Below are 12,841 nucleotides of genomic sequence, written 5' to 3'. Positions count from 1 at the left end.
ATGCTCAGTGAACGGAGCAGGGGTGCTCAGCGGGCGGAGCAGGGGTGCTCAGTGAACGGAGCAGGGCCGCTCCCTGAGCCTGTCGAAGGGTGCGGCCTCATGGGCGCGCTTCGACAAGCAGCCCGGTCAGACCAGAGCGACCACCTGTCCGCCGGCAGACACGGAGGCCTGTGCGGCCTTCACGATCTCGACGGTGCGGATGCCGACCCCGGCATCCGGCTGGATCTGACGGCCCTCCCGAAGCCCCGCGACGAACGACGCCAGCAACAGGGCGTCGAGGTCCGGCCCCGTCGGTGTCCATGTCTCGCCCATGGCATCGTGTCCGCCGACGCCCTTCGCGAAGGGGCTGACCGTGATCGTGCCGCGCTCGGCCACGATCTGCAGCGTCAGGCCGCCCCAGGTGGGCGAGGTGGTCGGCCAGCTCCAGGAGCAGTCGATCGTCGCGATCACCCCGCTCGGATACGTCACCGTCACCATGCCGCCGGTCTCGACGGCCAGGTCGTGCCCGGCGTACAGGATGCCGTTCGACACCGCCCGCACCGATGCCGCGCGCTCGTCGAGCAGCTCGTCGAGCAGGTCGGCGCAGTGCACGACGTGATCGACGAGGGCGCCTCCGCCGGCGAGGCCGGGGTCGGTGAACCAGGCGCGGTCGGCGGGCAGCTTGCCGTTGTTGATGCCGGTCACGCCGATCACGCGGCCGAGCGCGCCGCTTCGCACCTCGGCCAGCGCGTCGCGGAACTCCGGCGCGAACCGCACCGGGTAGGCGACCGTGAGGGTGACTCCGGCCCGCTCGCACGCCTCGCGCATGGCGATCGCATCGGCGACGGTCGTCGCGAGCGGCTTCTCGCACAGAACGTGCACCCCGGCATCCGCCGCGCGCAGCACGAGGTCGCGATGCCGTGCGTTCTCGGCGGTCACGATGACGGCATCCGGCCCCCATGCGAACGCCTCGTCGTAGGTCTCGACGTAGTCCACGCCGAGCTCGGCGGCCAGTGCCGCCCCGCGTTTCGCCGCATCCGGTGCGGTCGCACCATCGGGGTCGGTCGCGATGAGCTCGACATCCGGCATCCGCTGCAGGGCGGACACATAGCTCAGCGCATGCCCGTGGGCGAAGGAGAGCACGGCGATCCTGAGAGTCATCGGGCGACCTCCGGGAGTGAGACGGGGCGACCCGCGGCGATGGATGCGTAGGCGGCCTCGGCCACCGCCACGGCGGCGACGCCGTCATGGCCGGTGACGCGTGCCGGGGCGTCACCGCGGATCGCGGCGACGAAGTCCTCGATCTCGCGGAAGTACGGGCTGTCCTCCGGGGACATCGGCGGCAGGTAGTCGGTCGCGGCCGTCGGCGCGGTGTCCCGCAGCAGCGAGGAGTCCGCACCGCTCGCATACGACAGGCGTCCCTGCGAACCGGAGATCTCCACCGCGGTACGGAACGGGATGCCGGGTGACACCCAGGTCGACTGCAGATGCGTGATCACGCCGTTCGCGTGGGTCAGCACCACCTGCGCCGTCACGGGTGCCGGTACGCGATCGTCGACCGTCGGAGGGTTCTGCACGGCGTAGACGTCCGTCACGGGGCCTGCCATCCACAGCGCCTGATCGATGTCGTGGATCATCAGGTCGCGGATCACCCCGCCGCCCGTCGACTCCTGGAAGAACCAGGGCGCGATCGGCGCGGAGCCCATCCGGAAGAAGCGCTGCGTGGCGACGTCCCCGATCGCCCCGGCATCCACGTCGGCCTTGATGCGGGCGTACTCGGGGAAGTACCGCACGACGTGTGCGGGGAAGATCCGGACGCCCGCCGCGTCGGCCGCGTCGACGATCTTCTGAGCGGCCTCCGCCGTCGGCGCCAGAGGCTTCTCGCAGACGACGTGCTTGCCCGCGGCGATCGCCGCGAGGGCGAACGCCGGATGGGTTCCGCTCGGGGTGACGATGTCGACGATGTCGACCTGGGGCAGCAGCGACGGCACGTCCGGTGCGACGGTGAAGCCGTACTCGGCGGCGATCTCCTCGGCTCCCGCGAGCGAGGTCACGATGCCTGTGGCGCCGAGCGCGCGCCAGGCGTCCGCGTGCACGCGGGAGATTCCGCCGGCGCCGATGAGGCCGACTGTGAGCTCGGACATGGAGTCCTTTCGAGTATCAGGCGTCCGCTGCGACGGGCGTGGCCTGCGGCAGCGGGGTGAGGGGGGGAGAGGACATCTGCGGGATGCCGTAGATGTCGCTCGTGCAGCGGGCGAAGGCGAAGGCGAGCGCGCCGTGGGCTGCGGCCTCCGCACCCAGGCGGGCGCCCACGATCGGCACGTCGATGGGGAGACCGATGTGCGTGGCCACCGCTTCGCGCAGCGGTACGAGCAGACGTTCGCGGGCGAGCGAGAGCCCCCCGCCGATCACGACGATCGCCGGGTCGACGGTCATCACGAGCGTTGCGATGCCGTGCGCCAGTTCGTCGACGAACGCGTCCAGCTCGCGGCGCGCTTCGGCGTCGCCCTGCTCGGCCCGGCGGAACACGGCCTCGGCGTTATCGGCGGCCCGCCAGTCGATCTGTCCGGTGCGGGCGTTCAGACCGCGGAAGGCGAGTCGACCGATGTCGCCGGCCACATTGTGCACCCCGCGGCGCGGCCGCCCCTCGAGGATGAGGCCGGCGGCGATGCGGTTGCCGACCGAGAGATAGAGCACCTCGTTGATCAGCCGTGCCGCACCGAGGTGGTGCTCGGCGACCGCGGCCAGCCGTACGCCGTTGTCGACGACGATCGGGCACGCGAACGCGGAGCGCAGGTGCGCGACGATGTCGATGCCCGCCCAGGTGGGGATGACCACGGAGGCGAGCACCCGCCCGTTGTCATCCACGATGCCCGGCAGCGAGACGCCGACGGCGCGGAAGCGGGTGAGCGGGATGCCGGCGTCCACCGCGGCTTCGGTCACCACGGCGACGACCTGGTCGAGCTGGGTCGCGCCGTCGGCATCCGGGCGCAGGCCGTCGGCGCTGCGGTGCGCGATGACGACCCCGGCGAGGTCGGCGAACAGGACGCGGATGCTGTGCGCACCCACGTCGACGCCGACGACGACTCCCGCCGAGGATTGGAAGGCGTAGCGCCGCGCGGGGCGACCGGCGCCCTTGGCGGCGGGGGCCGGTGCATCCGCGACGATGCCGCTGCCCTCGAGGGTGCCGAGCGCGGTCTCGACGGAGGTGCGGGACACCTCGATCGCCTGGGCGAGCTCGGTGACCGTGTGCGGGCCGTGCTCGCGCAGATGCAGGGCCAGGCGGACGGCGACGGGAGCCGGTGCGGCGGGGCTCATCCTCGCCTCCTCTCCTCGGCGTCTGTGACGTGCTTCGGCAACGTGCGAACAAATTAGCACACCGCGTTCACGGAAATCGAGAGATCGGGAAACATGACGGAATCTCTGGAATCCTGCGGTTAACAAACTCGTTACATCGCACCCCTTGACCAATTATCACACTACGATGTCATAATAGCTCCACCCCTGGATGGTCCCAGCAAAGGAGCATGATGCGATTCACTAAGTTCACCGGCGCGGTCGCAGGACTCGCCGCCGTCGGTCTGATGGCCGGATGTTCTGCCGGCGGCGGCACCGCCGCCGAAGGTGACAAGGAGGTCACCGTCTGGATCTACCCCGTGATCGCGGACGAAGCCGCGCACAAGGCGTTCTGGGACGAGACGATCGCCGACTTCGAGGCCGAGCACGAGGGCGTCACGGTCGACTACGAGATCTTCCCCTGGGCCAACCGCGACGAGAGCCTGCAGACCGCGATCGCCGCGAAGAAGGGTCCGGACCTCGTCTACCTCGTGCCCGACCAGCTCGCCGCATACGAGTCCTCCATCGAGCCCATCGACGACTACCTGAGCGCCGAGTACAAGGACTCGATCCTCGACAACGTCGCGGACTCGATCACGCTCGACGGCGGCCTCATGGGCGCGCCGATGCTCACCAGCGTGCAGACCCTGATCTGCAACCAGGCCGCGTTCGACGCGGCGGGCGTCACCGAGTTCCCCGAGACCTGGGACGACATCCTGGAGATCGCCCCGAAGTTCGTCGACGCGGGCATGTACGTGGCCAACTACCCGGCATCCGCCGAGAACACCCTCAACATGACCTTCTACCCGCTGCTGTGGCAGGCCGGCGGTGAGGTCTTCACCGACGAGGGCGAGATCGGCTTCGCCGGCGACGAGGGCGTCGAGGCGCTGTCCTTCCTCACCGAGCTGGCCGACATGGGCGCGCTCGACCCCGACGCGCTGACCACGTCGGTGCCGCTCGAGCAGACGCTCATCGCGCAGGGCAAGGTCGGCTGCACCTGGAACAACGTCGTCACCGAGCTCGAGCCGTTCTGGGGCGAGGAGAACATCACCGTCCTCGCGCCGCTCACGGATGAGGAGTCCGTCGCATACGGCACGGTCGGCACGCTCGCGATGCTCAGCGGCGCCGGTGACAAGGAGATGGCCGGTGCCTTCGCCGAGTTCGCCACCAGTGCCGAGGTCGTGACTCCGTACCTCGAGGCCGCCGGCTACTTCTCTGCCCTCGAGGGCGACCCGATCTACCCCGCGGACTCGCTGCTGGGCCAGGTCGAGCAGTACGTCCCGAACACGACCGTCGGCGAGCTGAACACCGCCTCCCGCGAGGTCATGGGTGTCCTTTCGCCGGAGATCCAGGCGGCGCTGCTCGGTCAGAAGACGCCGGAGCAGGCGCTGACGGATGCCGAGACCGCCGCGGCCCCGCTGCTGAAGTGACCTGCTGATTCGCTCACGGTGGGGGTGCGGCCTCGGCCGCACCCCCACCCCCGATACGAGGTACTGACATGACCACTGTGCGACCCGGCACAAGACCACCCGGCCTCACGCGGCGCGTGCTCGCGCGTCGCGAAGCGCGCGTCGCCCTGCTCTTCGTGCTGCCGGCCTTCCTCCTCTTCCTCGCCTTCCGCTTCGGGCCCGCCATCGTCGGCGTCGCCCTGAGCTTCTTCGACTACGACATCTCCGGCGAGATCGCCTGGCGCGGCCTCGACCACTTCCAGCGGCTCATCGCCGATCCGCTGTTCTGGCGCGCCCTGTCGACGACCCTCGTCTACACGGTTCTCGCCGTCCCGATCTCTCTCGCGCTGTCGACGGTGATGGCGCTCGGTGTCCGCAGGGCCTTCCGTGGCGCCCGGTTCTTCCGCTCGATCTTCTTCCTGCCGGTGATCACCTCGCTGGTGCTGGCGGGCTCCATCTTCGTGTGGATCTTCTCCAGCAGCGGACCGTGGTCTGCGCTCATGGCGCCTCTCGGCCTTGGCGGCTCGTGGCTGGCGAGCACCGTGCTCGTCGTCCCCGCGATCGTCGTCGTCGGCGTCTGGTCGCGCTTCGGCTACGGGATGATGATCATGATCGCCGCGATGCAGGACATCCCGCGCGAGCTCGAGGAGGCGGCCCTCGTCGACGGGGCGAACGCCTGGCAGCGTTTCCGCTACATCATCCTGCCGTACCTGCGACCGACCGTCTTCTTCCTCGCGGTGATCGAGACCACGGCGGCGTTCCAGGTCTTCGACGTCATCTACGTGATGACCCAGGGCGGCCCGGCCAACGCCAGCTACTCGCTCGTGTACCTGATCTACGACCAGGGCTTCAAGTACTTCAACTACGGCTACGCGGCCGCGGCAGGTGTCGCGCTGTTCATCATGACCCTCGTCGTCGCCCTCATCCAGCGCCTCGTGATCGGAAAGCAGAAATGACCACCGCCGTCTCGACCGTGAATCCGCGCGGGAAGCAGCGCTCCTACCGGGCGCTGGAGCCCACAGGCAAGGGTGTGGTGCTGCGCTGGCTGTGGCTGGGCATCGCCGCGATCTTCAGCTTCTTCCCGTTCTACGCGATGGTCGTGTTGAGCCTGAAGCCTGGCGCGGTCGTCAACTTCCCCGAGTCCCTGCTGCCGTGGGGCGGCATCTCCTTCGATTCCTACGCGCAGGTGCTCGGCGGGCAGAACATCCTCGTCTGGCTGTTCAACACGCTGGTGTACTCGCTCGTCTCGGTCGTCGCCGTGCTCTTCCTGTCGGCGCTGGCCGGCTACGCGTTCGCGAAGAAGCGGTTCGCAGGCAAGGAGGTGATGTTCTGGTCGTTCCTGTCGATGGTGATGGTCCCGTTCCACGTCACCCTCATCCCGACGTTCATCCTCATGGCGAACATCGGCGGCGTGGACGAGTACTGGGGTCTGATCCTGCCGACGCTCGCCAATGCACAGGCGGTCTTCCTCATGCGCCAGTTCATCGAGGGCCTGCCGGACGAGCTCTTCGAGGCCGCCCGCATCGACGGCGCCGGGGAGTTCCGGATCTTCCTGCGGATCGTGCTTCCGCTGTGCAAGCCCGTGCTCGCAACCCTCGGCATCTTCGTGTTCCTGTGGCACTGGAACGACTTCCTCTGGCCGCTGATCATCGCGAAGTCGAACGACATGTTCACCCTCACGGTCGGCATCTCCTCGCTGCAGCAGCAGGACGTTCCGCTGAGCGTGATGCTGGCGGGGTCGGTCGTCGCGCTGATCCCGATCTTCATGGCGTACCTGATCGCACAGCGCTATGTGCAAGAGGGCGTCACCGGCACGGGGATCAAGGGCTGATGGAAGGAAAGAACGACGTGACACAGCAGGGCTTCGCCTCCGAGGCGGAACTGGAAGAGGCGCTCGGCACCCCGAGCCAGGGCCTCATCGAAGATCTGGCGAAGGGCGCCGGCGACCTCGTCATCCTCGGCGCGGGCGGGAAGATGGGCCCGACCCTGGCGATGCTGGCCCGTCGTGGGCTCGACGCCGCGGGGCGTGCGTCCGACACGGTCTACGCGGTGTCCCGTTTCGGCGACGCGGCCATCCGCGAAAGGCTCGAGGCGGCGAACGTCGTCGTCGTGCCCTTCGACCTCATCGAGAACGATGATCTGGCCGGGCTCCCCGACGCGGACAACGTCGTGTTCATGGTCGGCGCCAAGTTCGGCGCGGCGACCAACGCCTCATGGGCGTGGGAGGTCAACGCGGCTCTTCCCGACCGGGTGGCCCGCCGCTACCGCAAGAGCACGATCGCCGTGCTCTCCACAGGCAACGTGTACCCGTTCGTCGCCGCGGCGTCCGGCGGTGCATCGGAGGACGTCTCCCCGGCGCCCATCGGCGAGTACGCGCAGTCGTGCCTCGGGCGGGAGCGGGTGTTCGAGTTCGGTGCGCAGGAACGCGGCACGAAGGTGTCGATCATCCGGCTGAACTACGCCGTCGACCTCCGGTACGGTGTCCTCGCCGATATCGGACGGGCCGTGCAGGCCGGCGAGCCCGTCTCGCTCGCGACGTCGAACGTGAACGTCATCTGGCAGGGCTACGCGAACGAGGTCGTGCTGCGCAGCCTCGTGCATGCCTCGGAAGAGGTCTTCACGATCAACCTCACGGGTCCGGAGCTGCTGAGCGTGGAGTCGGTCGCGCGCCGGTTCGCCGAGCTCCTCGGCACCGAGGTCGCCTTCGTCGACGAGCCGCAGCCGACCGCTCTGCTCAGCGATGCGCGCCGCTGCATGGCACTCTTCGGGTATCCCGCGGCCTCCGCCGAGACGCTCATCCGGTGGCAGGCGCGGTGGCTCCGGGACGGACTGCCGCTGATCAGCAAACCCACCAAGTGGGCCGTCAGGGACGGGAAGTTCTGATGGCAGCCGCCCCCGCGCTGCGTGTCGCAGCCGCTGAGACCCTGTCCCGCGGCGCGGTCATTCCCGCGCATCCGCTGGCCCTCACCGCGGAGCGTCGCCTCGACGAACGACGGCAGCGGGCACTGACCCGCTACTACGTCGACGCGGGCGCCGGTGGCGTCGCCGTCGGCGTGCACACGACGCAGTTCGAGATCCGCGATCCGGAGCACGCCCTGTTCGAACCGGTGCTCGCCCTGGCCGCCGAGGAGCTCGACCGACGTGCGGACGAGAGCCTCGTGCGCGTGGCCGGCGTCTCGGGTGGCATGGCGCAGGCGGTGGCCGAGGCCGAGCTCGCCCGCTCGCTGGGGTACGACGCGGTGCTCGTGAGCCCCCGAGTGCCTGGCGCCGACGACGCCCAGCTGCTCGCCAGGGCCCGCGCCGTCGGCGAGGTGCTGCCCATCATCGGCTTCTACCTGCAGGAAGCGATCGGCGGGCCTGTGCTGGACCGGGCCTTCTGGCGCGAGTTCGCGCAGATCCCCTCGGTCGTCGCGGTGAAGTCGGCCCCGTTCGACCGGTACCGCACGCTCGAGCTCGTCCGTGGCGTTGCGGAATCGGGGCGCGCGGACGACATCGCGCTGTACACCGGCAACGACGACGCGATCGTGTCGGACCTGCTCGCGGAGTTCCACGTCGACTCGCCCCAGGGCCAGCGCACCATGCGGTTCGCGGGTGGGCTGCTCGGCCAGTGGGCCGTCGGCACACAGGCTGCCGTTCGGATGCTGGACACGGCCCACCGCGCGGCCGCCGGCGACGTGCAGGCGTACCGGGAGCTCGGCGCCGCGTCGGCGGACATGGTGGACGTCAACCAGGCCGTGTTCGACCCCGGCAATGCGTTCCACGGCGTGATCGCCGGCGTGCACGAGGTGCTGCGGCAGCAGGGTCTGTTCGAGGGCGTCTGGTGCCTCGACCCGGCCGAGGGGCTCTCCCCGGGGCAGGCGGAGGAGATCGAACGGGTCCGCCTGGCGTATCCCGAGCTCCACGACGACGCCTTCATCGCCGAGCACAGGGATGCGTGGCTGGCATGACCGCTCCGGTCCTCGTCCTCGCGGTGTCCGAGCCGCTCATGCGCGAGTTCTTCTCGGATGCTGATCTCGCGCGTCTCGGTGACGCGGCAGCGTTGCTCGGGGGAGACATGGTCCGTGTCGACGCCCTCGACGAGGTCGCCGACCGCTCGCGCGTGCGCGTGGTCGTGACGAGCTGGGGCGTACGCCCCTTCGACGCCGAGGTGCTGGCGACCCTGCCCTCGCTGCAGCTCGTCGCGCACACCGGAGCGAGCATCCGTCCGTTCATCACGGATGCCCTCTTCGATCGCGGCGTCCGCGTGACGCAGGCCGGTGCAGGCATGGCGCGGTCGGTCGCGGAGGTCTCGCTGACCTGCACTCTCGCGCTTCTGCACCGGGTCCCGCAGCTGCACGACGCCCTCCGCGGTGGCGGCTGGTGGGATCCGGAGCTCGTGCAGCACGAGATCCTCGGCGCTCCGATCGCCGTGATCGGCGCATCCCGTACCGGTCGGGCGTACCTCGAGCTCATCCGCGCCCTCGGCGCCGAGCCCCTGCTCACCGACCCGACGCTCACGCACGAGGAAGCGGAGGCGCTCGGCGCGCGTGTGGTCCCGCTCGACGAGGGGCTGCGGTCCGGGTCTATCGTCGCGATCCACGCGCCGACGCTCCCCGAGACGCATCACCTCATCGGCGCTCGGGAGCTCGCGCTCATGCCGGACGGCGCGGGGCTCGTGAACACCGCCCGCTCCTGGCTGGTCGACGAGCCCGCGCTCCTTGCCGAGCTGACCGCGCGTCGCCTCTCGGCGGCGATCGACGTCTTCGACGAGGAGCCCCTTCCGGAGGACAGCCCGTTCCGCAGCGCCCCCGGCGTCCTGCTGACGCCTCATCGGGCGGCCGGCACCCATGAAGGGCGTCTCAGGCAGGGGCGCATCGTCGCCGACGAGGTCGCCGCCTTCGCCGCGGGTGAGCCGCTCTCGCACACGATCAGCCGCGAGCAGCTCGCGACCATGGGCTGAGCCATGCGGATCGCGTTCGCCGGCGTCGCGCACTCCCACCCCTTCTCGGACGCCGCGAATCTGCTCGCCCGCGGGGCGGAGCCGGTCGGGGTGTGGGACGGCGATGACCCGGTGCGACGCAGGCTGTTCGCCGACCGGTTCGCGGTACCGGAGTTCGACACGCTTCCGGCGCTGCTCGCCGCAGGCGCGGATGCCGTGGTGGCGACGCCGCGCACCCCGAGAGCGTCGGACGTCGCGGCGGCGTGCGCGGCAGCGGGGGCGCCGGTGTTCTTCAACAAGACGGTGGCCGCGGATGCGGCCGGCCTCGCCGCCTGGGAAGCCATCGCGCATCCTCGGCTGTCCACCTCCTCGGTGCTGCGTTTCGCGCCGGAGCTGGTCCGCTTCGCCGCCGAGCTCGTCGATGTACGGCTGCACGCCGTCGAGGTGCATGCGCAGCACGACATCGCCGGATTCCTCGTCGAGGGCGCCGACTGGCAGGATGACCCGGCCGGTGCCGGGGGCACGCTCGTCAACGTCGGCGTGCACGCGTGGGAGATGGTCGACGTGCTCCTGCCCGGCGGGCGCGCCGAGATCCGCTCTGCCTGGCGCACACGAGGGGATGCGCCGACGGCATCCGAGCTCGTCGGGGGTGTGCACGCCGATATCGATGGCATCTCGGTCTCGGTGACGATCTCCGGGGTGGGCGGCCCGGACCGCTACGCCGTGCGGGTGTGGACGGACGAGGGCATCCGCGCCCTCGTCCTCGCCGATGACGCGGATGCCCTCGGCTACGGCGGCACGGCCGACGCGATCGCCGCGCTCGCGCGTGGCGGCGCCGCGCCCGTCGACCCGCGGCGGACCAGCGCGGTCTACCGCAACATCATCGCGGCCGCCGAGGCGGCTCGCTCTCGAGGTCTGGGGAGACCGTGCGGGCCCGGCCCGCACCCGATCGCGGCCCTGCCGCAGGAAAGGTGAGGAAAGATGACGGACATTCTTCAGGAGACTCCGACGCCCGGCGAGGGGCGGACCAGACGCATGGTGCTGGCCGGCTTCGGCGCGGCGGCGCTCGGCGGCATCGCAGCCGTCGGGGTGGCACGGCCCGCTCAGGCGGCCCAGCCTCAGATCGTGCCGGCGTCTCGGCAGGCCGGCTCCGTCGCGGTCGTGGACGATCTCACCGGTGAGAGCGCCAAGGCGGACGACATCATCGCCGTCGCGGGGTACGCCGCGGCGGGAGACGGCGGCGGCGGGCTGTTCCGGTTCGTCACGACCGACAAGCCGGAGGTCAACGGCGGCACGGTCGTGGCTGGCAAGAAGGGCGTCTGGGTACGCGTGCACAGCGGCGTGCTCGACTTCCGTGCGTTCGGCATCTTCGGTCCGGATGCTCCGGCCGATGACGCCCTCGACGCGATGGTGGCGGATGCCGGCATCCATCGCATCGAGGCGCACACCGATCTGAACTTCGTGCGGCGGCACATCTTCTCCCGGTCCACGATCGAGTTCGACTTCGGCAACCACCTCATGACCACGGAGGGCATCGAGAACGCCGGCGCCGACGACCCCTTCGCCGCGGTGATGTTCTTCCGGGGGAAGGTCACCGACGACGTGCACGAGGCGAAGCTCGGCGAGGCCGTGCCGGATCTCGCCGACGTCTTCCCGGTGGGGGACTCCTCGTTCTTCTCCGTCGGGGCCTGGTACGCGGCCGAGGTGAATGCCCTCTCCGGGCGCTGGGAGCGCGAGCTGCAGCGACTCGTCCAGGTGACGCAGATCGTCGACGGCAGCCACATCAGGGTGAACTACCAGAACGGCTGGCCGCTGGGCAAGGACCGCTCGATGACCTGGCGGCGGGTCGAGCCCGTGCAGGACGTACGGGTGTCGAACCTGCGGTTCCGCGGCAAGGGCACCGACCAGTACACGGGCTCTCATCCGCTGGCGTTCGAGTACGCGGTGCGCTGCGATGTGGACCACATCGACGGGACCGCGACGTTCTGGCCGCTCATCATGCGCCGCTGGAACACGTACTTCACCACGGATGCCTGCAACCTCACGAACCCCACCTCCGTCACCTACGGCGGTGCGGGCTACATGACCCAGCAGATCTACTGCCTGTACGGCTATGTCGCCAACTCGCACACCTCCAACGCCAGGCATCTGAACGACTGGACGGCCAGCGCCTACTGCCTCGTCGAGAACTGTCACGGCGACGGCGACGACCAAGGGCCTTTCGTGACCCACGGTCAGTACGAGCACGACCTCACCTACATCGGCAACTCGGGGCTGATGACGTTCGCGAACTCGGGTGCCGCGTGGGGCTCGGCGGCCAAGCGCATCACTGTCCGCCAGCACGTCTGCTCGTGGTTCGTCGCCAGAGTGAAGGTCACCGACCTCACCCTCGAGGACGTCAAGGTCATCGGCAAGCCCTCGCTGGCAGGGTCGGGGATGCTGTGGATCAACGCCGACGGGGCGCAGCTGCGCGGATGCTCGGCCACCGACACCCTCGTCATCACGCAGGCCTCGGACGCGTCGAAGCGGCCGACCGTGATCGAGGCCTCGGAGTTCACGTTCGTGGCGGCCGGTGATCTCACCAATGCCACGGTGAAGAAGCCGGTGACCTTCGTGGACACCACGCTCGTCGGGGTGAACGGCATGAAGATCGGCGGTGCGGGCGCCGTCACGTTCCGTGGCGGCAGGCTCGTCGGCGGGGAGCGGGATGCCGTGTTCAGCTCATCCTCGGCCCGGCTGCGCTTCGACGGCGTCGAGCTGTCCGACGTGCGCGTGGGGACGGCATCCGAGACCGCGGTCGAGGTCGTCGGCGGCTCGAGGTTCGACACCGCGAAGGGTGCAGCGCTCTCGCGCACGGGTGACGGCGCCGTCTCCGTGCTCCTCGCCGACAGCACGTTCGCGGGCAAGGGCGTGCACATCTCGCTCACCGGCGGCAAGAACCACTACCGTGCCGTGGGGTGCCGGTTCGACGGCGGGTCGATCGAGCTCGCCGCGGGCGCCTTCGGGACGGGATCCACGCTGCTGCACTCCTCGAATGTGGAGACGTCGGTGGCGCGCACCGTCCCCGATGAGGCGGACAACATCATCCTCGCGGCGAACGTGACCGTCTGATGATGCCGTCGAGATCCCCACGCGCCGACGCGACCCCTGAGCCCGGCAT

11 protein-coding genes are annotated in these 12,841 nt (G+C 69.8%); 8 read left to right on the top strand and 3 right to left on the bottom strand.

Annotated elements, in window-relative coordinates; translation table 11 throughout:
• Positions 1 to 126: 126 nt before the first annotated feature.
• Genes ACWGJP_RS05065 through ACWGJP_RS05055 form a run of 3 tightly spaced genes read right to left on the bottom strand, consistent with a single transcriptional unit; the run spans position 127 to position 3,297 of the window.
• Positions 127 to 1,140, bottom strand: a complete 1,014-nt coding sequence (locus ACWGJP_RS05065) for a Gfo/Idh/MocA family protein (protein ID WP_452328663.1) — start codon at positions 1,138 to 1,140, stop codon at positions 127 to 129.
• A complete protein-coding gene (locus tag ACWGJP_RS05060) occupies positions 1,137 to 2,123 on the bottom strand; it encodes a Gfo/Idh/MocA family protein (protein ID WP_452328662.1) in 987 nt (328 codons plus the stop codon). Before ACWGJP_RS05060 ends, ACWGJP_RS05065 begins: the two co-directional genes overlap by 4 nt.
• A 16-nt stretch (positions 2,124 to 2,139) precedes the next feature.
• On the bottom strand, positions 2,140 to 3,297 hold the full coding sequence (locus tag ACWGJP_RS05055; protein WP_452328661.1) for an ROK family protein: 1,158 nt from the start codon (positions 3,295 to 3,297) through the stop codon (positions 2,140 to 2,142).
• Between the two features lie 209 nt (positions 3,298 to 3,506).
• Here ACWGJP_RS05055 and ACWGJP_RS05050 point away from each other — a divergent pair, with 209 nt between their 5' ends.
• The 8 genes from ACWGJP_RS05050 (at position 3,507) to ACWGJP_RS05015 (ending at position 12,792) form a co-directional block, all read left to right on the top strand.
• The gene (locus ACWGJP_RS05050; RefSeq protein ID WP_452328660.1) at positions 3,507 to 4,745 is read left to right on the top strand and encodes an ABC transporter substrate-binding protein; all 1,239 of its coding nucleotides are present in this window, start codon (positions 3,507 to 3,509) and stop codon (positions 4,743 to 4,745) included.
• 68 nt (positions 4,746 to 4,813) lie between these two features.
• On the top strand, positions 4,814 to 5,719 hold the full coding sequence (locus ACWGJP_RS05045) for a carbohydrate ABC transporter permease (protein WP_452328659.1): 906 nt from the start codon (positions 4,814 to 4,816) through the stop codon (positions 5,717 to 5,719).
• Positions 5,716 to 6,594: a carbohydrate ABC transporter permease gene (locus ACWGJP_RS05040; protein ID WP_452328658.1), complete on the top strand. Its 879-nt coding sequence runs from the start codon at positions 5,716 to 5,718 to the stop codon at positions 6,592 to 6,594. Before ACWGJP_RS05045 ends, ACWGJP_RS05040 begins: the two co-directional genes overlap by 4 nt.
• Positions 6,594 to 7,646 (top strand): NAD-dependent epimerase/dehydratase family protein, encoded by a 1,053-nt coding sequence (locus tag ACWGJP_RS05035; RefSeq protein WP_452328657.1) that lies wholly within the window; start codon positions 6,594 to 6,596, stop codon positions 7,644 to 7,646. Before ACWGJP_RS05040 ends, ACWGJP_RS05035 begins: the two co-directional genes overlap by 1 nt.
• Positions 7,646 to 8,710 carry a dihydrodipicolinate synthase family protein gene (locus tag ACWGJP_RS05030; RefSeq protein ID WP_452328656.1) on the top strand — a complete coding sequence of 355 codons (1,065 nt, stop codon included), beginning with the start codon at positions 7,646 to 7,648 and terminating at the stop codon, positions 8,708 to 8,710. Before ACWGJP_RS05035 ends, ACWGJP_RS05030 begins: the two co-directional genes overlap by 1 nt.
• Positions 8,707 to 9,702, top strand: a complete 996-nt coding sequence (locus ACWGJP_RS05025; protein ID WP_452328655.1) for a hydroxyacid dehydrogenase — start codon at positions 8,707 to 8,709, stop codon at positions 9,700 to 9,702. Before ACWGJP_RS05030 ends, ACWGJP_RS05025 begins: the two co-directional genes overlap by 4 nt.
• 3 nt (positions 9,703 to 9,705) lie before the next feature.
• Entirely contained in the window at positions 9,706 to 10,656 is a 951-nt protein-coding gene (locus ACWGJP_RS05020; protein WP_452328654.1) for a hypothetical protein, read from the top strand.
• Positions 10,657 to 10,662: 6 nt separating this feature from the next.
• Entirely contained in the window at positions 10,663 to 12,792 is a 2,130-nt protein-coding gene (locus ACWGJP_RS05015) for a peptidase C14 (protein WP_452328653.1), read from the top strand.
• Positions 12,793 to 12,841: the final 49 nt, after the last annotated feature.

It is taken from the genome of Microbacterium sp. NPDC055903 (genome assembly GCF_053615555.1).
The sequence above is the reverse complement of the archived record's forward strand: the minus strand, read 5'-3'. Positions and strand labels throughout refer to the sequence as shown.

Coding starts and splice junctions, on each gene's coding strand:
- ACWGJP_RS05065 (WP_452328663.1), bottom strand. CDS start 1,140: ATGACTCTCAGGATCGCCGTGCTCTCCTTCGCCCACGGGCATGCGCTG.
- ACWGJP_RS05060 (WP_452328662.1), bottom strand. CDS start 2,123: ATGTCCGAGCTCACAGTCGGCCTCATCGGCGCCGGCGGAATCTCCCGC.
- ACWGJP_RS05055 (WP_452328661.1), bottom strand. CDS start 3,297: ATGAGCCCCGCCGCACCGGCTCCCGTCGCCGTCCGCCTGGCCCTGCAT.
- ACWGJP_RS05050 (WP_452328660.1), top strand. CDS start 3,507: ATGATGCGATTCACTAAGTTCACCGGCGCGGTCGCAGGACTCGCCGCC.
- ACWGJP_RS05045 (WP_452328659.1), top strand. CDS start 4,814: ATGACCACTGTGCGACCCGGCACAAGACCACCCGGCCTCACGCGGCGC.
- ACWGJP_RS05040 (WP_452328658.1), top strand. CDS start 5,716: ATGACCACCGCCGTCTCGACCGTGAATCCGCGCGGGAAGCAGCGCTCC.
- ACWGJP_RS05035 (WP_452328657.1), top strand. CDS start 6,594: ATGGAAGGAAAGAACGACGTGACACAGCAGGGCTTCGCCTCCGAGGCG.
- ACWGJP_RS05030 (WP_452328656.1), top strand. CDS start 7,646: ATGGCAGCCGCCCCCGCGCTGCGTGTCGCAGCCGCTGAGACCCTGTCC.
- ACWGJP_RS05025 (WP_452328655.1), top strand. CDS start 8,707: ATGACCGCTCCGGTCCTCGTCCTCGCGGTGTCCGAGCCGCTCATGCGC.
- ACWGJP_RS05020 (WP_452328654.1), top strand. CDS start 9,706: ATGCGGATCGCGTTCGCCGGCGTCGCGCACTCCCACCCCTTCTCGGAC.
- ACWGJP_RS05015 (WP_452328653.1), top strand. CDS start 10,663: ATGACGGACATTCTTCAGGAGACTCCGACGCCCGGCGAGGGGCGGACC.